The sequence below is a fragment of the Agromyces sp. Y782 genome (assembly GCF_059445405.1).
Genome location: NZ_JCAIUG010000001.1, coordinates 1,404,427 through 1,422,091, shown reverse-complemented (window position 1 = coordinate 1,422,091; position 17,665 = coordinate 1,404,427). Strand labels below are relative to the sequence as shown.

The window sequence follows — 17,665 nt, the reverse complement described above, 5'->3', positions numbered from 1 at the left end:
GGGGCGGCCTGACGGAACCTCGAATTCCACCGACAGGGAGATGCAATGATGCAACCCGTACGAAGGAACACCACCGTGCTCGCCGCCGTCGGAGCGCTCGTCATCGGAGTGCTCGCGCCGACCGGTGCGGCCGCTGCGCCGCTCGCGCCTGCGGAGAGCGCGATCGCCGAGCCGTCTCCGGATCATTCGCCCGCGGTGCTCGTCAGCAAGATGACGGGGCCGAAGTCGCTGAGCGCCACCGACACGAGGTGGGCCGTGACCGGCACCGACCTCGGCATCATGTGGGAGAACGGCGCCGGCGAGATCCTCACCGCTTTCGGCGACACCTTCGGCGATTGGAGCGGTCCCGGCGGTGGCGGTGGCGACTGGCGCTCGAACGTGCTGCTGCGCAGCAGCGATGCCGAGCTCTCCGACGGCATGACGTTCGACTCCGCCGTCGAGGATGCGCCGGGTCACGCGGCCGAGATCATCCCGTCTCAGAAGGTGAACGGCGAAGAGCTCACGACGATCCCGACGGCCGGCATCGCCGTCGGCGATCGGCAGTACCTCGCCTTCATGTCGGTGCGCCAGTGGGGCGAACCCGGGGCATGGGACACGAACTTCAGCCGCATCGCCTACTCCGATGACAACGGCGAGACCTGGAACTCGACCGACGGACCGCAGTGGACGAATACCGCCGACGGGCAGCACCCGTTCCAGATGGTCGCGTTCGAGCGCCACGATGGTTACGTCTACATGTTCGGAACGCCGAACGGCCGGTTCGGTGCGGCGCACGTCGCACGCGTGCCCGAGTCATCCGTGCTCGACAAGTCGGCCTATTCGTACTGGAACGGGTCGAATTGGGTGGTAGGCGACGACGCCGTCGCCGCGCCGATCGTGCCGCCGAACGTCGCGGAACTGTCGGTGCAGTACAGCGAGCACACGGGCGGCTGGCTGATGACCTATCTCAACGAGGACCTCGATCTGGTGCTGCGCACCGCGCCGACTCCCGAGGGGCCGTGGGGCGAGGCGCAGCGACTCGCGAGCTTCGCGGACTACCCGGGCCTGTACGGCGGCTACCTGCACCCCTGGTCGGAAGACGGCGAGCTCTACTTCGCGCTCTCGCAGTGGGAGCCGTACAACGTGTATTTGATGCGCGCCGAGATCGACGAGACGGGCGCCGTCGTGAACCCGAACCTCATCGAGGACCCGGGATTCGAGCGCGCCGTCGACGCCGCCATACCGGCGCCGTGGGCCTGCGCGGGCAACTGCGGCGTCGACGTCAACCACGCGTGGACCCACGGCGGCACCAAGCAGGGCTGGATGCGGCACAACGCCGGGTGGATCGACGTGCACCAGGATGTCGTGGTCGAGCCGAACACCACGTACACCTTCACCGGCTTCGTGGTGACCGGGGGCAGCCCGGCGCCCGGGTCGCTGGGCGTACGCGAACTCGGCTCCGGCGGCGCGACGCTCGCCGAGACATCCTTCGAGCAGGTCGGCGCGTACACGCGCTACTCGGCGACCTTCCACAGTGGCGACCGCACGGCCGTGCAGGCCTTCGTCGGCACGAACCTGAACGGCGACCGCTGGGTGCAGATCGACGACCTCTCCCTCGCGAAGGCGAAGGAGCAGCTGCCGGGGCTGACGGTCACGGTCTCATCCGACCCGGCGGCGGGATCCGAGGTCGTGCGCCACGACGTGGTCTCGTACGAGCTGTCGGCTTCCACCGACAGCTCGACCGCCGAGACCGTGAGCCTCGCCGTCGACCTCAGCGGACTCCTCGACGATGCGAATCTGGATGCCGCGTCGCTGCGCTCCGCGACGGGCGAGCCGGTGCTCGACGGCTCGACGCTGCGCTGGTCGGGGCAGATCGCCCCCGGCCAGACACTGACCGTCGGCTTCGCCGCGACTGTGCGTCGTGATGCGTCGCGCGGTGACTCGGAGCTCGTCGTCACGACGACCGCCGATGCGGAGCGGGCGATCCTGACCTCGTGCGGGGGCTGCGAGCTCGGCCTCTCGGCAGTGCACTACGACCCACGGCCGCCGCGCCCCGACTTCCCAGACAAGCCCGGCAAGCCCGACAAACCCGGCAAGCCGGGTCGCCCCTGAACTCACCCTTGCGAAACTGCCAGACGGTCGAGCGCGACCAATTGTGCAATAGGAACGCAACTGATTGCCTAATAGGAATGCAACTATTTGCCTAATAGAAACGCGACCATCTGCTAGATTCGTTGCGTGACATATCGTCGACGCATCATCGATTCCCTGTTGGACGACCTTGTCCCCGAGCTCGCCGCGATCGCTCTGGAAGGCGCGAAGGGTGTAGGCAAGACGGCTACTGCAACTCAGCGTGCAGCAACGGTCTTATCGTTGACCAGGTCGGCGCAGCGTGCCGTTGTGGTGGCAGATCCAGAGCTTGTCACTCGACTGCCACAGCCGGTGTTCATCGACGAATGGCAACTCGAACCCGAGGTGTGGGACCAGGTGCGAATGGCGGTGGACGAAGACAGCTCAGGCGGAAGGTTCCTGCTTGCAGGATCGGCCGGGGTTGCGCCAGGCATCCGTATCCATTCAGGGGCTGGGAGAATCGTGAGTCTCGCAATGCGACCGCTCGCGTTCAGCGAGCGCAGTCTCATCGATCCAACAGTGTCCCTCGACGGGCTGCTCTCGGCGACCCGGACGCAGGTCGGTGGCCGTTCATCCATTGATCTCCCGACATACACGGATGAGGTGCTCAGATCAGGATTCCCCGGCATCCGCGACCTCTCCGAGCGGGCTCGCCAGGTCCAGTTGGACAGCTACGTATCTCGGATCGTGACGCGAGAACTCCCCGAGAACGGCGTGGCAGTCCGGCGCCCGGCCGCGCTTATGGCCTGGCTGGTCGCATATGGAGCAGCGACTGCCACAGACGCCTCGTACACGACCCTGCTGGATGCGGCAACGGCGGGGGAGGATGCGAAGCCCGCGAGAGGCACTATGGATACGTACCGGGAGCACTTGCAGAGGCTCTTCGTGCTCGACCCGGTTCCGGCGTGGATGCCCGTGTTCAACACCCTCAAGCGATTGACGCGCACTCCCAAGCACCATCTCGTCGATCCGGCGATCGCTGCCAGGTTGGTCGGAGTCGGGAGGGCAGGTCTTCTTCAAGGGGAAGGAGACAGAGTTGCAACGAGTACAGGCACGTGGCTGGGTGCGCTTTTCGAATCATTGGTGACCCAGAGCGTGCGGGTCTATGCGGGGGCGCTCGGCGCATCCGTGGGGCACCTGCGTACCAAAGACAACCGGCGCGAGATCGATCTGATCGTGGAAGGTGAAGATCGTCGAATTGTCGCCATCGAGGTCAAACTGGCATCCACAGTGGGCGACAACGACGTCAGGCACCTCAACTGGCTGCGTGATCAGATCGGCGACCGACTAGCCGACCGTATCGTCGTCAACACTGGGGAGTTCGCCTACCGCCGGCCCGATGGCGTCGCGGTCGTTCCGTTGGCGCTTCTCGGGCCGTGACTGGTCGCGGGCTCGGCGAGGCATCCGCCATGTCAGTCCTGCGGCGCCCGGGGCGGCATCGCACCGATGTCGGGCACGGGGGCCGTCCCGAGGTGCACCTCCATGTCGTCGGCCGTCGGCGACTTCGGGCGCCGGGCTGTGGGCCGGGCGAGGTAGAAGAGTGCGGTCGACGCGATGTCGTCGCGCAACGGGAGATAGCGCCATCCGCTTCGCCAACCGAGTGCCTGGATGTCGACCTTCGGGATACCGGTCGCGAAGAAGATCGGGTCGAGCAGGTGCCAGCGGTACATGCCGAACCGCTGTTGCGAAACGTAGAGCCCGTCGGGGCGGATCACTTGCGGCATGCCGAGGTAGGGCGTCGAGAACTCGGTGTAGCCCTGGCCCGGGATGTCGAAGTTCCAGGCCCCGCCGAAGTAGTCCTCGGTGCCGGTGCCGCAGATCGTGGGGTGGTCGGTGTCGTCGTCGAGGTAGAACTTGATCTCGCCTTCGCCCCACCAGCCGTTGGAGTTCACCCCCCACGCGAGGTAGGTGCCGACGTACTGGCCCTGCCCCTCGACGCCCTCGACGATCGTGTGCGGCACGAATTCCTCGAGCGGGTTCGACCTCCGCCACTGCGCGTGGAAGTAGCCGTCGTTCGAGTAGTCGCCGCCGATCTCGTACGTCACCTGGTAGTAGACGCGCACATCGACGACGGAAGTGTTCTCGATCGTGAGGCGGGCGCCCTCCTTGAAGGGCATCGGCCAGTACGAGTTGAAGCCGCCGTGCGGGTTCGCGGCGATCGTCTGCGAGTTCACCTGCGCGAACACGCCCCAGCCGTTGCAGAAGAAGTCGCCGTAGGGCACCTCGATCGCGGGTTCGTCGGCGCCGTCCCAGTAGGCGCGCAGCACGAGGGTGCGCCAGTTGTCGGTGTGGGTCGTGATCCAGATGTGCGTGATCTTGCCGGCGCCGTCGATCGTCGCGAGGTCGAAGGTCTCACCCGCCTTGACGTCGACACTGGGCGAGATCTTCCAGCCGGGGCCGAGATCGCGGGCAGCGGATGCCCCGGTGCCCTCGGTCGCTCGACCGCCACCGCCCTTCGAGCCGTCGAAGTTCTCGGGTGAGATCGATCGCGTCTGCAGAGGTCGCATCGCCGCGATCGACGACAGGTCGGGACTCGGTGGTTGCAGGGAGTTCACGGTCGGCCACTTCCTCGTGTCGGCGCAGCGCAGAGATGCGCGCGCTTGGAATCGATTTCAACACTGTAAGGTGGCCTCATCGGCATGTCAACGCGGCCGGCACAGGGACAGGGCGCATGGCGACGATCTACGAGGTGGCGAAGCTCGCCGGCGTGTCACCGGCGACCGTGTCACGGGTGTTCAACGGCGTGGCCGTCTCCGACGAGAAGGTCACTGCTGTCCGCGAGGCGGCGAAGCAGCTCAAGTTCACGCCGAACCGTACGGCGAGAACCCTGCGCAAGCAGGAGTCCGAGGTCATCGCCCTCGTCATCCCCGACATCGAGAACCCCTACTTCACCGAGCTCGCCCGCGGCGTCGAAGACGTCGCGCAGAGTGCCGGCTACTCCGTCGTGCTGTGCAACACCGACGCCCAGCTCGAGAAAGAGGCGACCTACCTCCAGATCGCGATCTCCGAGCACATGGCCGGAGTGATCCTCGCCGCGGCATCCGACCAGACCAATCTCGACGACATCCGTGCCGCCGGCCGGCCGGTCGTCGCCGTCGACCGCGGCACGGGCTACGACATCGACGGCGTGGTCATGGCCAACCGCACGGCCGGTCAGGCCGCGACCGAGCACCTCGTGCAGGCGGGGTATCGGCGCATCGCGTGCATCACCGGACCGCAGCACATCGAGACCGCCTACGAACGAGCCCAGGGCTGGCGGGGCGTCGTGGCGCGCCACTTCCCCGACGCCGACTCCGACGCACTGCTGCGGTACTCGACGTTCCGCGTCGACGGCGGGCGCGAGGTGATGGAAGAGCTGCTCGCGCTGCCCGAGCCGCCCGACGCGATCGTCGCGGCGAACAACCTCCTCGGCGTGGGGGCGATCCAAGTGCTCACCGAGCACGGGCTCACCCCGCCGAAGCTCGGGGTCGCGGTGGTCGGGTCGTTGCCCTTCACGACGCTGTCGCCGAGCGCCGTCACTGTCGTCAAGCTGCCGGCGCGTCACATGGGCGTGACCGCGGCGAAGATGCTGCTCGAGCGCATCTCGGGCGACGACCAGCAGGCCCGCACCGTCGTGCTGCGCGGCGAGCTGCGGCCGGCCCGCGACCGCCCCGTCTCGTAGTCGCTTCGTCCGCGCTGCCGCCGGCGCCTTGTCCGCGCCGCCGCTGCCGCCTTGTCCGCGCCCCTGCCGCTGCCGTGGTGCCCTTCGATGCGCCGCTTTCCTCGCGCCCCCATCTCGCGTCGCCGCCGCGCCTCTGCTCCGGTCCGACGCAGTCTCGCCCGTTCGCTAATTCAGGTTCACGCACGGCGTGTCGCGGTGGATGGGTCTCAGGGAGGCCGCGACACACCTCCGCTCCTGAATTGCTGACGGGGGAGAGGGCGAGACGGGGGAGATGGGGAGACGGGGGAGATGGCGAGGCGGGCGAGATGGCGAGATGGCGAGGCGGGCGAGGCGGGGGGAGACGGGGAGAGACGGGGAGACGGGGGAGGCGGGGGAGATGCGTGAGGTGAATCGCTGCATGGGGGCGAGGAATGGGAGCCCGCCGGGCACCACGGCTCGGTTGATCATGAAATCGATTTCGCATAGAGTGACCGACGAGGCGGTCGACCGACGAGGCGCACGCCGATGGCGATTCGAGGAGGAGTGCCAATGCCAATGCGATGCACGCTCGGTGTCGACATCGGCACCTCGAGCAGCAAGGGCGTCCTCGTCGCCGACGACGGCGCGACGCTCGCGACCGCCACCGTCGCCCACGAGGTGCAGCGCCCCCGCCCGGGCCACGTCGAGATGCACGGCCGCCTCTGGTGGAGCGAGTTCGTCGAGCTCTCGCAGCGACTGCTGGCCGAGGCATCCGATCGCGGGATCGAACTCGAGCTGACGGGCGTCGGCGTCAGCGGCATGGGCCCATGCATCCTTCTCGCCGACGAGCACGACGAGCCGGTGCGCCCGGCGATCCTGTACGGCGTCGACACCCGGGCGGCGTCGCAGATCGAGCGGATGTCGCAAGAACTCGGCATCGACGAGGTCACCCGGGTCGGTGGCTCGACGCTCACCTCGCAGGCCGGCGGCCCGAAGATCCGCTGGATCGCGGAGGAGGAGCCCGAGGCATTCGCACGGGCCCGCCGGCTGTTCATGCCGGCATCCTGGCTCGCGCGCAAGCTCACCGGGGCCTACGTGCTCGACCACCAGTCGGCCAGCCAGGTCTCCCCGCTGTACGACATCGAGGCCGAGGCGTGGCACGAGCCGTGGTGGAGCCGCTTCGCCGAGGGCATCGAGGCGCCGCCGCTGGTGTGGGCCGGCGAGCTCGTCGGCAGGGTGACCCGGGCAGCTGCCGCCGCCACTGGCATCCCCGAGGGCACTCCCGTCATCGCGGGCACCATCGACGCGTGGACCGAAGCCGTGAGCGTCGGGGCCCACGGGGCCGGCGACCTCATGCTCATGTACGGCACGACGATGTTCCTCATCGCGACCGGCGAGGAGACTCTGCGCACCCCGTCGATGTGGACGACGGTCGGCGCCTTCGCGGGCACCCGCAACCTCGCCGGCGGCCTCGCGACCTCGGGCGCGCTCACGGCATGGCTGAAAGACCTCACCGATGCCGACTATCCGACCCTCCTGGCCGAGGCCGCCGATTCCGGCGTCGGCGCGCGGGGGCTCGTGATGCTCCCATACTTCGCGGGCGAGCGCACGCCGATCCTCGACCCCGACGCGCGGGGCGTGATCGCGGGCCTCACGCTCAGCCACACCCGCGGCGACCTCTACCGTGCCGCGCTCGAGGCGACCGCCCTCGGCGTGCGGCACAACGTCGAGACCATGCGCGCCGCCGGCGCCGACATCCGCCGCATCGTCGCTGTCGGCGGCGGCACGCAGGGTTCGCTCTGGCTGCAGATCGTGTCGGATGCCACGGGGCTCGTGCAGGAGGTGCCGCAGACCACGATCGGAGCGAGCTACGGTGCCGCGTTCCTCGCGGCGGTCGCCACCGCGAGTGAGGCCGCGGCCGCCCCGCGCATCGCCGAGTGGAATCCGGTGGCGACGACGATCCGGCCCGACCCGTCGGCCGCAGCGGGCTACGACGCGCTCTTCGAACGCTACCTGCGGCTGTACGCCTCGACGAAAGAACTCGTGCACGAACTCGCCGCGGTGCAGCGCGGCCTACCGCAGCGCGGCCTACCGCAGCGCGGCCTGCCGCAGCGCGAGCACGGCGAGGTCGCGCGCGGCGACGAGGGCAAGCACGACCACGCACACGACCACGCGCACGACTACGCACACGCACACGACCACGAGGAGATCACTCGATGACGCGCCGCGCACGGGGCATCCCGCACACCGCCGAACGCGCCGCTTTCCCCCTCGGCGGCATCGGCACTGGCAACGTCTCGCTCGGCGCCCGCGGCGAGCTGCGCGACTGGGAGCTCGAGAACCTGCCCGACAAGGGGCGGCTGAACCCCAACACCTTCTTCGCGATCCACGCGGTGCCCGAGGGCGGCCCCGCCGTCACCCGCGTGCTCGAGGCGCGCATCACGGGCCGGCACGACTGGGATGCGGGCTACGGTTTCGACCGACTCGCGGGCCTGCCTCGCCTGGCCGGCGCGACGATGCACGGCGAATACCCGATCGTCGACATCGACTTCACCGACGACGTGCTGCCGGTCGACGTCTCGCTCACCGCGTTCACCCCGCTCGTGCCGCTCGACGTCGACGCCTCGGGCATCCCGGCCGCCGTGCTGCGCTACCGCGTGACGAACCCGGGCGACGTGCCGGCCACGGTCACCGTCGCGGGCTCGCTCAGCCACACCGCCGGTCGTGGCGACGGCCCGTTCGGCATGCGCGCCGCGCAGACCGTGCGCTGGCGCGACGACGGCGACGTGCGCGGGCTCGACTTCGGCATCGGGCTGCCGAGCGACGACCCCGGCTTCGGCACGATGAGCCTCACGACGACGGATGCCTCGACCACCGCGAAGCCGCAATGGGTCACGGGGTTCTGGCCCGACGGCCCGCGCCTGTTCTGGAACGACCTCGTCGACGACGGCTTGCTCGAGCCGGAACCGCGGCTGACGCTCGAAGATCGGCCTCGCGGGCTCTTCGCCGACTCGGGCGACGGAACGCCGATGACCGAGGAGGCGCTGTTCGAGAAGCTCCCGCGCCTGCGCACGGGAACGCTCGGCATCGTGCACGAACTGGCCCCGGGCGAGGCGCGCGACTTCGAGTTCGTGCTCGCGTGGAGCTTCCCGAACCGCCGCCGCGGATGGTACGGCCACATCGTCTTCGGCGACGACCACCCCGGTGAGATCGTGGCGAACCACTATGCGACGCTGTGGCCCGACGCGTGGGCAGCGGCATCCCATCTGCACCGCGAGCTCGGCGGGCTCGAGGCATCCACCCGCTCATTCGTCGACGCGCTGTACGGCGGCACGCTCGATCCGGTGATCGCCGATGCGGTGGGCGCCAACATCGCGGCGCTCCGCTCGACGACGTGCTTCGTCGTCGAGCAGCCGAATCCCGAACTCGGCGCGGGCCCGATGTTCGCCGCATGGGAGGGCTCGTTCGACCACGGCGGTTCGTGCGAGGGCACGTGCACGCACGTGTGGTCGTACGCGCAGACCGCCGCGTGGCTGTTCCCGTCGCTCGAGCGCAGCGCGCGACGGGTCGAGTTCCTGCTCGAGACGGATGCCTCCGGCGCGCAGAAGTTCCGCTCCAACCGCGTCTTCGGCGGCCCCGCGTGGTTCATGGGCCCAGCGGTCGACGGGCAGCTCGGCACCTTCCTGCGCCTGCATCGGGAGTGGCGACTCTCGGGCGACGACGACTTCCTGCGCGAGCTCTGGCCCGCAGCCGTGCGCACGATCGAGTACGCGATCCGCGAGTGGGACCGCGACGGCGACGGCCTGCTCGACGGCGAACTGCACAACACCTACGACATCGAGTTCCACGGCGTCGAGCCGCTCGCGAACGGCATGTTCCTCGCAGCCCTGCATGCCGGTGTACGCATGGCCGCTCACCTCGGCGAGACCGGCCTGGCCGCCGACTGGCTCGATCGGGCCGAGCGCTGCGCGGCAGGCATGGAGGAAGTGCTCTGGAACGGCGAGTACTACCGCCAGGCCATCGACGACGTCGATGAGCACCGCTACCAGTACGGCGACGGCGTGCTCTCCGATCAGCTGCTCGGCCAGTTCCACGCTTGGGTGAACGGGCTCGGCGAGCTCCTCCCCAAGGGTCACCTGCGCAGCGCGCTCGGCGCGATCACCCGGCACAACCACCGCACCGACCTCACGGCGCACGAAAGCACGCAGCGCGTCTACGCCTTGAACGACGAGGGCGGGCTGCTGCTCGCATCCTGGCCGCAGGGCGGGCGACCGGAGATACCGTTCGTCTACTCCGACGAGGTGTGGACTGGCATCGAGCACCAGGTCGCGGCTTCCCTCGTCTACGCCGGCCTCGTCGACGAGGCGCTGCTCGTCGAGCACACGCTCCGGGCGCGATACGACGGCAGCGTGCGCAACCCGTGGAACGAGATCGAGTGCGGCAACCACTACGCCCGCTCGCTCGCGTCATGGGCGCTGCTGCTCGCGTTCAGCGGTGCGCAATGGGATGCCCCGGCGCGCACGCTCGCCTTCGACCCGCGTTCCGACGGCCGATACCTCTTCACGACCGGCGGCGCGTGGGGCCGCGTCGAGATCGACGGCGACGAGCTCACGCTGCGCATCGACGGCGGCACGCTCGACATCGAACGCCTCGAGCTGCGCGGGCGCGCGGCATCCGGCCCCCTGCACCTGACCACCGGTGAACACCACACCGCCCGCGCGGCGGCCGACGACCACACACCCCAGGAGACACGATGACGAGCTACACACTGCCCGCGACCGCCGAACGGCCGGTATCGGCACCGAACACCGCGTACCTCATCGCGAGCGGCGACCTTCGCGAGTCGGCGAACACCGCCGGCTGGGCGATCCAGTCCGCGATGGAGGCCGACGTCACGGCTGCGCTCGCCGAGCTCGGCTGGAGCGTGGTGCGGGCCAACGGGGTCGACCCGGTGACCGGGCACGGGTTCATCTCGAGCCAGCGCATGGGACTCGAGGTGTTCAAGGACATCCCGGTCGACGCGCCCCTCATCGTCGCCGAGGCGGTGTGGCAGTACTCGCACCACGTGCTCGCGGGGCTCCGCACGCATCGCGGGCCGATCCTCACCGTCGCGAACTTCGCGGGCGACTGGCCGGGACTCGTGGGGCTGCTCGGGCTGAACGCCGGCCTCACGAAGATGGACAAGCCCTACTCGACGATCTGGTCGGTCGACTTCACCGACGAGTGGTTCGCGGGCGGCCTGCGCGAGTGGGTCGAGACCGGCCGGGTCACACACGATGCCTCGCACGTGCGGCCGCTGCCCGAACTGCCGAACACCCCCGAGGTCGAACTCGGGCGGGCCCTCGGCGACCAGCTGCTCGCCGACAAGGCCATCATCGGCGTGTTCGACGAAGGCTGCATGGGCATGTACAACGCGATCTTCGACGACGAGCTGCTGAACCCGCTCGGCATCTACAAGGAGCGGCTCTCGCAGTCGGCGCTCTACGCCGAGATGCTGACGGTGCCGGATGCCGACGCCGATGCCGCCCGCGACTGGCTCGTCGAGCGCGGCATGACGTTCCGCTTCGGCACCGACGAGGCGACCGAGCTCACCGAAGCGCAGGTGCGCTCGCAGATGAAGATGTACATCGCTGCGCTGCGCATCGCCGACGACTTCGGCCTCGACGCCGTCGGCATCCAGTACCAGCAGGGCCTCAAAGACCTCGTGCCGGCATCGGACCTCGCAGAGGGGCTGCTCAACTCGACCGAGCGGCCGCCGGTGAGCTCGCGCGACGGCTCACGCGTGCTGCACGAGGGGCGCGCCTTCCCGCACTTCAACGAGGCCGACGAGGGCGTCGCCGTCGACGCGCTCATCACCGACCGCGTCTGGCGCGCGATGGGGCTCATTCCCGACAACACCCTGCACGACGTGCGGTGGGGCGAGGAGTACGACGGCGACTTCGTCTGGGTGTACGAGATCTCGGGCTCGGTGCCCGGCTCGCACCTCGGCGGCTGGCAGCACGCCGAGGGCTGGCGGCAGCACCCCGTCTTCTTCCCCGCCGGCGGCGCGACGGTCAATGGGGTCTCGAAGCCCGGCGAGATCGTGCTCTCGCGGGTGTTCATCGCCGACGGCATCCTGCAGGCCGACGTCTTCCGCGGAACCGTCGTCGCCCTGCCCGATGAGGAGACGCAGCGGCGCAAGAACGCGACCAACCCCGAGTGGCCGATCGCGCACGTCGTGCTGCACGATGTGAGCCGCGATCAGTTCATGGCGCGCCACAAGGCGAACCACGCCCAGCTCGTCTACGCACCCGACGCCGAGACGGCCGACAAGGCGCTCGTCGCGAAGGCCGCCATGCTCGATCGGCTGGGGGTCAAGGTCAACCTGATCGGTCGCGTCGACCTCTGAGGTCGGTCGGCCGGCCGGTCGGCCGCATCCGATGCCCTGCGGCGCCTGCCCCACGCCACCCACCGCAATTCCCCACCCCACCTGCAGCAATTCAGGTGCGGAGGTGTGTCGCGCGGTGTTCGGGGCCTGATTCCGGGGCGACACGCACTCCCGACCTGAATTGCTGCAGAGGGCGGATGCCGCGGCGGCCCCGTTCGCTCGTCACAGCTCGCGTGCTGCGACAATGTCGGCATGCCGATGTTCACCGATGCGCACGGAGTCCACATCCACTACGAATCGTGGCGGGTGCCCGACGCGCACGCGGTCGTGCAGCTCGCGCACGGGGTCGGCGAGCACATCGGCCGCTACGGCGAGCTCGTCGAGGCGCTGAACGCGGCAGGCTATTCGGTGTGGGCCGACGACCACCGGGGCCACGGGCAGACCGGGTTCGAACAGCACGGCGGCGACCTCACGCGCATGGGTCGCCTCGGCCCCGGCGGGCTCAGGGCGACGATCGACGCCGTGGAGCAGTTCAGCAGCGTCATCCGCGAAGCCGAAGGGCCTGAGCTGCCCCTCGTGTTCCTCGGCAACTCGTGGGGTTCGCTCATGGCGCAGATCATCGTCAATCGCAGCGCAGAGAAGTACGACGGCGTCGTGCTCATCGGCACGGCCTACCGCACGCTGTTCGACATGAACGGCGGCGACCTCAATGCGCGTTACCGCCATCTCGGGCCGACCCCGGTCGAATGGCTGAGCCGCGACCCCGATGTCGCTGCCGCGTTCATGGCCGACCCGTACACGACCGAGGTGCCGCTTCGAAAGCTGTTCGGTCTCCGCGATGGGGTGCGCCTGCTCGGACGACCCGCGCGCGGCCTGCCGCCGGAACTGCCGCTGCTCATCATGGTCGGATCAGACGACTCGGTCGGTGGCGAGCAGAGCGCCGTGAAGCTCGCGAAGGCGTACGTCACGCGGTCGGGCCTCGTCGATGTCGAGCTCATCGTCTACGAGGGCGCCAGGCACGATATCTTCAACGAGACGAACCGCGAAGAGGTTCGGGCCGACCTCATCCACTGGCTCGACGAGCGATTCGCCGTCGACTGATCGGATGCCGCATTCGCGCATTCGTTGATCGAGTAGCGACGCAGGAGCGTATCGAGATCTGGTGAAGGGTCTCGATGCGCGTCCTTCTTCGTCGGGCGCTACTCGACCAGCGGGGAGGGTGTCGTCGGGCGCTACTCGACCAGCGGGGAGGGTGTCGTCGGGCGCTACTCGACCAGCGGGAGGGCGTCGTCGGGCGCTACTTCTCCCAGCGGGACGCCGCGTCAGATCGCGGCACGCCCGGGCGGCACGTCGAATCCGAGCAGTCTGATGCGCGGATGGCTCGTCAGCTGCGACTCCGTCGCCCACGGGTAGACGATCGTCGTGATGCTGCAGTTGCCGAGCACGGGCAGGAGGTCGCGGTAACCGTCGGGGTCCATGCCCGCGAGCTCGCAGAACAGGAGTCGGATGAGCGTCGCATGCGCGACGATGAGCACCCGGCCCTCGGGAAACTCGGCGACCAGTTCGTCGAGCACCGGGAGCGCGCGCGCGATGCCATCGCGGCCGCGCTCGCCGCCGGGCAGCGGGTTGCTCGCCGGCGCGCGGCAGAAGGCCGCCCATTCCGCCGGGAACTGTTCGGCGAGCTCGTCGGGCGTGAGCCCCTCGGCGTCGCCGAAGTCGATCTCGACGAGACGCTCGTCGAGGCGCAACGCCAGGCCGGTCGTTTCGACGGATGGCGCGGCCGAACGCCGCGCGCGGCTGAGCGGGGATGCCACGATCGCGTCGAGGCTCGCGTCGACCGCCCACGCGCCGAGGGCGGCGGCCTGCCCGAGACCGTGCCGAGTGAGCGGAACATCCGAGTTGCCCGCGTATCGGTGGTCGGCGTGCCAAGTCGTCTCGCCATGCCGTGCCAGGTAGAACGTCGTCATGCGCGGCCCCGTCTCTGCGTCCTTTCGATCGTAGGCCGTCTGTCGATGGTCGTCCGTCTATGGTCGTCCGTCGATGGCCGCTGTTGTTGTCCGCAATTCAGGTGCGGAGGTGTGTCGCATGGTCGAAGACACGGCGTGTCGGGCCGACACGCCGTGCGCGCACCTGAATTGCACACAGCGGGCGGATGCCGCGAGGCGGGCGGATGCCGCGAGGCGGGCGTCGTCCGAGCGGCGACCGCGCCGAGGCATCCGTAGGCTGTACCGCATGCACGGTGAATACAAGGTGCCCGGTGGCAAGCTCGTGGTCGTCGATTTCGACGTGACCGACGGGGTGATCGTGAACCCGCGCGTCGCGGGCGACTTCTTCCTCGAACCCGACGAAGCGCTGGGCGACATCGACGCCGCGCTCGACGGCCTCTCCGCGGCATCCGATGCCAAGCAGATCGCCGCGGCGATCGCTGCCGGCCTTCGGCACGACGCCGTCATGCTCGGCTTCTCGGCCGACGCGATCGCGGTGGCCGTGCGACGGGCGATGACGGATGCCACGAGCTGGGGTGACTACGAATGGGAGATCGTGCACGACGTGGCCGTGCCGCCGCGCACGCATCTCGCGCTCGACGAGGTGCTCGCGACCCGGGTGGGCGAGGGTCGCCGCAAGCCCACCCTGCGCTTCTGGGAGTGGGACGAGTCGGCCGTCGTCATCGGCAGCTTCCAGTCGGTGAAGAACGAGGTCGACCCCGAGGGTGCCGAGAAGTACGGCTTCGACATCGTGCGCCGCATCTCGGGCGGCGGCGCGATGATGATGGAGCGCGGCAACGTCGTCACCTACTCCCTGTACGTGCCGGGAGAGCTCGTGCAGGGCATGAGCTTCGCCGATTCCTACGCCTACCTCGACGACTGGGTGCTGCAGGGGCTGCGCGGCCTCGGCATCGAGGCGACGTACCAGCCGCTCAACGACATCGCGAGCCCGCTCGGCAAGATCGGCGGCGCCGCTCAGAAGCGGCTCGGCTCGGGCGGCGTGCTGCATCACGTCACGATGTCGTACGACATCGACAACGAGAAGATGCTCGAGGTGCTGCGCATCGGGCGCGAGAAGATCAGCGACAAGGGCATCGCGAGCGCTGCGAAACGCGTCGATCCGCTGCGCTCGCAGACCGGCCTCAGTCGCGCGGCCATCATCGAGAGCCTGAAGCAGACGTTCGCGACGCTCTACGGCGCGACGCCCGGCACAGTGTCGGCCGACGAGCTCGCCGAGGCGGAGGCGCTCGTCGAGTCGAAGTTCTCGACGCGGGAGTGGCTCTACCGCGTGCCCTGAGCGAGCGGCGACGGATGCCTCGGGCCGATGCCGGGGCATCCGTGGCCCTGCCCGCCCTTCACCTTCACTCGGCGGACGGCTGAAGGAGGGGACGAGCGGGCGCACGAACGCGCGAGCGGGCGGAGGGCGCGCGGCTGGCCCAGTGTCGCCCGTTAGAATCTCGGGGTGGACTGGTGGATCTGGCTCGGCATCGCCGCGCTCGTCGTCGCCTTCGGGGCGGTCGCCGTGCGACGTGGCTGGATCGACCTCTCCGACAAGACCAAGCGCGGTGGCGGTGGCGGCGGCGTCATGATGATCGGCGACGAAGTGTTCGCGCCGCGCAAGCACGAGGCGCAGGCTGAGCTCGATCGGCAGAGCCGCCTGCCCGCACCTGCGCCGGCGCCGAGTGACGGCGACAAGGGCATCGCCTTCGCCGACGACGGTACGGATGCCTCGCGGCCGGCGCCCGCGCGAGCCGACCGCTTCCGCGGCACCATCAGGCTCGACGTCGAATAGCCCGCCGGTCGGCGCGCCGCCCCGTGCCGTTGGTCGAGTAGGCCCGCCAGAGCCGTATCGAGACCTCGCAGCCACGGGCAGTTACTGGCAGCCCGAGCTGCACCCCGCTCGAGCGCCCGCGCCCGCACGCTCACCGGCCCGCGAGCACGCGGGAGGAGACGACCGCACCGAGGGCGAGCACGCCGAGCCCGGCGGCCGCGAACGCCGCAATGACGAGGCCCGCGCCGTCCTCGAACACCCCGCCGAGCGTGGCGCCGAGGGCGATGCCACCGTTGAAGAACACGACCATGAGTGCGCTCGCCGTGGCGCGCAGCGCGGGGGAGGCGACCCCGAGCATCCGTGCCTGGAGCATGGCGGGCAGCCCGCCGATCGCGAGGCCCCACGCGAGCACGGCGATCACCACGACCGGCGTGCTCTGCGGCGCGAACCCGAGCGCGGCGAGGGCGGCGGCGAACAACGCCGTCATCGCGACGAGGGATACCACCGGCCACCGGTCGGCGGTGAACGCCGCGATGACGAGGCCGATGATCCCCGCGGCGCCGAAGCCCAGGAGCAGCGGGCTGATCGAGACGGCCGGCAGCCCCGCGACATCCGTCAGATAGGGCGAAATGTAGGTGAAGAGCGTGAAGCTCGCCGCCGCGGTGAGGGTGCACGCGATGGCCGCCGCGAGCACCGCGCGGATCGACCGGTCGAGTCGACGCCCGTCCGTCGCTGGTGCGCTGCCCGGTGACGAAGGGAGCCGGCGCTGGATGACGACGGCGACGACTGCGAGCGCCACGGCGAGGCCGACGAAGACGAACCGCCAGTCCGCCACCTGGCCGATGACGGTGCCGAGCGGGATCCCGACGACTGTCGCTCCCGATGCGCCCCCGCTGACGATCGCGACCGTGCGCCCCGACGCGCTCGCGTCGACGAGCGAGGTCGCGTAGACCATCACGACCGACCAGAACGCGCCGTGGGCTACCGCGGCGATGATGCGCGAGCCGAGTGCGAACTCGAAGCTCGGTGCGAGGGCGGTCGCGAGGTTGGCGATCGCCATCACGGCCAGCGCGACGACGATGAGGGTTCGCCGGTCGACCCGAGCGGTCAGGCGCACGACCGGGAGGCTCGCGACGATGATCGTGACCGCCCACAGCGAGACGAGCAGTCCGATCGCCGACGCCGAGACGCCGAAGTCCGCGCTCATCGCCGGCAGCAGCCCGGCGGGGATCATCTCGACGGTGACCGTGGCGAAGACGGCGAACGCGAGCGTGAGAAGCGCGAACCAGGGCGTTCGCTCGATCGTTTCGACCGAACGGAGGGTGGTTGTCTCTGCCATGTTTCGAGGCTAAACTTTGACATCAATGTGAAGGTCAAGCCTTTCGGAGGATCCCGTGAAGATCGGTGAACTCTCGCAGCGCACAGGCGTTCCGACGCGCATGCTGCGGTACTACGAGGAGCAGGGGCTCCTCTCATCCGAGCGGCGCTCCAACGGCTACCGCGACTATCCCGAGGGCGCCGTCGAACAAGTCGAACTGGTGCGCGGCCTCATCTCCTCTGGTCTGCCCACGAGGCTCATCGGCATCATGCTCGGCATGGATGGCGTCGAGGGCGAAGAACTCGCGCGCACGTGTTCGAAGAACCTCGCCGAGAGCCTGGCCGACGAACTCGCGACCCTCGACTCGAAGATCGCGTGCCTCACCCGAAGCCGCGAAACGGTGCGCAGTTTCCTGGCGCGCACCCGGCACGCAGAGGTGCTCGGCGACGCCCGCGTGGTGCTCGGTCAGCTCACGTCCTAGTCGCGCCCGAGCGCA

General features: G+C 69.4%; 13 protein-coding genes. 10 read left to right on the top strand and 3 right to left on the bottom strand.

Going from position 1 to position 17,665, the window contains the following annotated elements:
- The first annotated feature begins 45 nt into the window (after window positions 1–45).
- Window positions 46–2,091 (top strand): DUF5005 domain-containing protein, encoded by a 2,046-nt coding sequence (locus tag AC1C2S_RS06545; RefSeq protein ID WP_495351719.1) that lies wholly within the window; start codon window positions 46–48, stop codon window positions 2,089–2,091.
- Between the two features lie 126 nt (window positions 2,092–2,217).
- On the top strand, window positions 2,218–3,489 hold the full coding sequence (locus tag AC1C2S_RS06540; RefSeq protein ID WP_495351718.1) for an ATP-binding protein: 1,272 nt from the start codon (window positions 2,218–2,220) through the stop codon (window positions 3,487–3,489).
- A gap of 32 nt (window positions 3,490–3,521) precedes the next feature.
- Here the strand turns inward: AC1C2S_RS06540 and AC1C2S_RS06535 are convergent, their stop codons facing one another.
- A complete protein-coding gene (locus AC1C2S_RS06535; protein ID WP_495351717.1) occupies window positions 3,522–4,664 on the bottom strand; it encodes a glycoside hydrolase family 172 protein in 1,143 nt (380 codons plus the stop codon).
- Window positions 4,665–4,780: 116 nt separating this feature from the next.
- On the opposite strand from AC1C2S_RS06535, the gene AC1C2S_RS06530 reads away from it, so the two are divergent.
- The 5 genes from AC1C2S_RS06530 (at window position 4,781) to AC1C2S_RS06510 (ending at window position 13,196) form a co-directional block, all read left to right on the top strand.
- Window positions 4,781–5,770 (top strand): LacI family DNA-binding transcriptional regulator, encoded by a 990-nt coding sequence (locus AC1C2S_RS06530; protein WP_495351716.1) that lies wholly within the window; start codon window positions 4,781–4,783, stop codon window positions 5,768–5,770.
- 528 nt (window positions 5,771–6,298) lie between these two features.
- A complete protein-coding gene (locus AC1C2S_RS06525) occupies window positions 6,299–7,948 on the top strand; it encodes an FGGY-family carbohydrate kinase (protein WP_495351715.1) in 1,650 nt (549 codons plus the stop codon).
- Window positions 7,945–10,485, top strand: a complete 2,541-nt coding sequence (locus AC1C2S_RS06520; RefSeq protein WP_495351714.1) for a GH116 family glycosyl hydrolase — start codon at window positions 7,945–7,947, stop codon at window positions 10,483–10,485. Before AC1C2S_RS06525 ends, AC1C2S_RS06520 begins: the two co-directional genes overlap by 4 nt.
- Entirely contained in the window at window positions 10,482–12,116 is a 1,635-nt protein-coding gene (locus AC1C2S_RS06515) for a fucose isomerase (RefSeq protein WP_495351713.1), read from the top strand. The genes AC1C2S_RS06520 and AC1C2S_RS06515 overlap by 4 nt, the downstream gene beginning before the upstream one ends.
- Before the next feature lie 231 nt (window positions 12,117–12,347).
- On the top strand, window positions 12,348–13,196 hold the full coding sequence (locus AC1C2S_RS06510; RefSeq protein ID WP_495351712.1) for an alpha/beta hydrolase: 849 nt from the start codon (window positions 12,348–12,350) through the stop codon (window positions 13,194–13,196).
- A 221-nt stretch (window positions 13,197–13,417) separates the two neighbouring features.
- Here AC1C2S_RS06510 and AC1C2S_RS06505 read toward each other — a convergent pair whose 3' ends face one another.
- The gene (locus AC1C2S_RS06505; RefSeq protein ID WP_495351711.1) at window positions 13,418–14,062 is read right to left on the bottom strand and encodes a histidine phosphatase family protein; all 645 of its coding nucleotides are present in this window, start codon (window positions 14,060–14,062) and stop codon (window positions 13,418–13,420) included.
- Window positions 14,063–14,327: 265 nt separating this feature from the next.
- Between AC1C2S_RS06505 and lplAB the strand changes: the two genes are divergently transcribed.
- Both lplAB and AC1C2S_RS06495 read left to right on the top strand, forming a co-directional pair.
- Window positions 14,328–15,377 (top strand): lipoate-protein ligase LplAB, encoded by a 1,050-nt coding sequence (gene lplAB / locus AC1C2S_RS06500; protein ID WP_495351710.1) that lies wholly within the window; start codon window positions 14,328–14,330, stop codon window positions 15,375–15,377.
- Window positions 15,378–15,542: 165 nt separating this feature from the next.
- The gene (locus AC1C2S_RS06495; RefSeq protein ID WP_495351709.1) at window positions 15,543–15,872 is read left to right on the top strand and encodes a hypothetical protein; all 330 of its coding nucleotides are present in this window, start codon (window positions 15,543–15,545) and stop codon (window positions 15,870–15,872) included.
- Between the two features lie 130 nt (window positions 15,873–16,002).
- Here AC1C2S_RS06495 and AC1C2S_RS06490 read toward each other — a convergent pair whose 3' ends face one another.
- Window positions 16,003–17,190, bottom strand: a complete 1,188-nt coding sequence (locus tag AC1C2S_RS06490; RefSeq protein WP_495351708.1) for an MFS transporter — start codon at window positions 17,188–17,190, stop codon at window positions 16,003–16,005.
- 55 nt (window positions 17,191–17,245) lie between these two features.
- On the opposite strand from AC1C2S_RS06490, the gene AC1C2S_RS06485 reads away from it, so the two are divergent.
- On the top strand, window positions 17,246–17,650 hold the full coding sequence (locus tag AC1C2S_RS06485; protein WP_495351707.1) for a MerR family DNA-binding transcriptional regulator: 405 nt from the start codon (window positions 17,246–17,248) through the stop codon (window positions 17,648–17,650).
- The last annotated feature ends 15 nt before the right edge of the window (window positions 17,651–17,665 follow it).

What these genes read in the sequence shown, in the direction of transcription:
- AC1C2S_RS06515 (WP_495351713.1), top strand. Translation starts at nt 10,482, where the DNA reads ATGACGAGCTACACACTGCCCGCGACCGCCGAACGGCCGGTATCGGCA.
- lplAB (WP_495351710.1), top strand. Translation starts at nt 14,328, where the DNA reads ATGCACGGTGAATACAAGGTGCCCGGTGGCAAGCTCGTGGTCGTCGAT.
- AC1C2S_RS06530 (WP_495351716.1), top strand. Translation starts at nt 4,781, where the DNA reads ATGGCGACGATCTACGAGGTGGCGAAGCTCGCCGGCGTGTCACCGGCG.
- AC1C2S_RS06505 (WP_495351711.1), bottom strand. Translation starts at nt 14,062, where the DNA reads ATGACGACGTTCTACCTGGCACGGCATGGCGAGACGACTTGGCACGCC.
- AC1C2S_RS06520 (WP_495351714.1), top strand. Translation starts at nt 7,945, where the DNA reads ATGACGCGCCGCGCACGGGGCATCCCGCACACCGCCGAACGCGCCGCT.
- AC1C2S_RS06510 (WP_495351712.1), top strand. Translation starts at nt 12,348, where the DNA reads ATGCCGATGTTCACCGATGCGCACGGAGTCCACATCCACTACGAATCG.
- AC1C2S_RS06545 (WP_495351719.1), top strand. Translation starts at nt 46, where the DNA reads ATGATGCAACCCGTACGAAGGAACACCACCGTGCTCGCCGCCGTCGGA.
- AC1C2S_RS06525 (WP_495351715.1), top strand. Translation starts at nt 6,299, where the DNA reads ATGCCAATGCGATGCACGCTCGGTGTCGACATCGGCACCTCGAGCAGC.
- AC1C2S_RS06490 (WP_495351708.1), bottom strand. Translation starts at nt 17,190, where the DNA reads ATGGCAGAGACAACCACCCTCCGTTCGGTCGAAACGATCGAGCGAACG.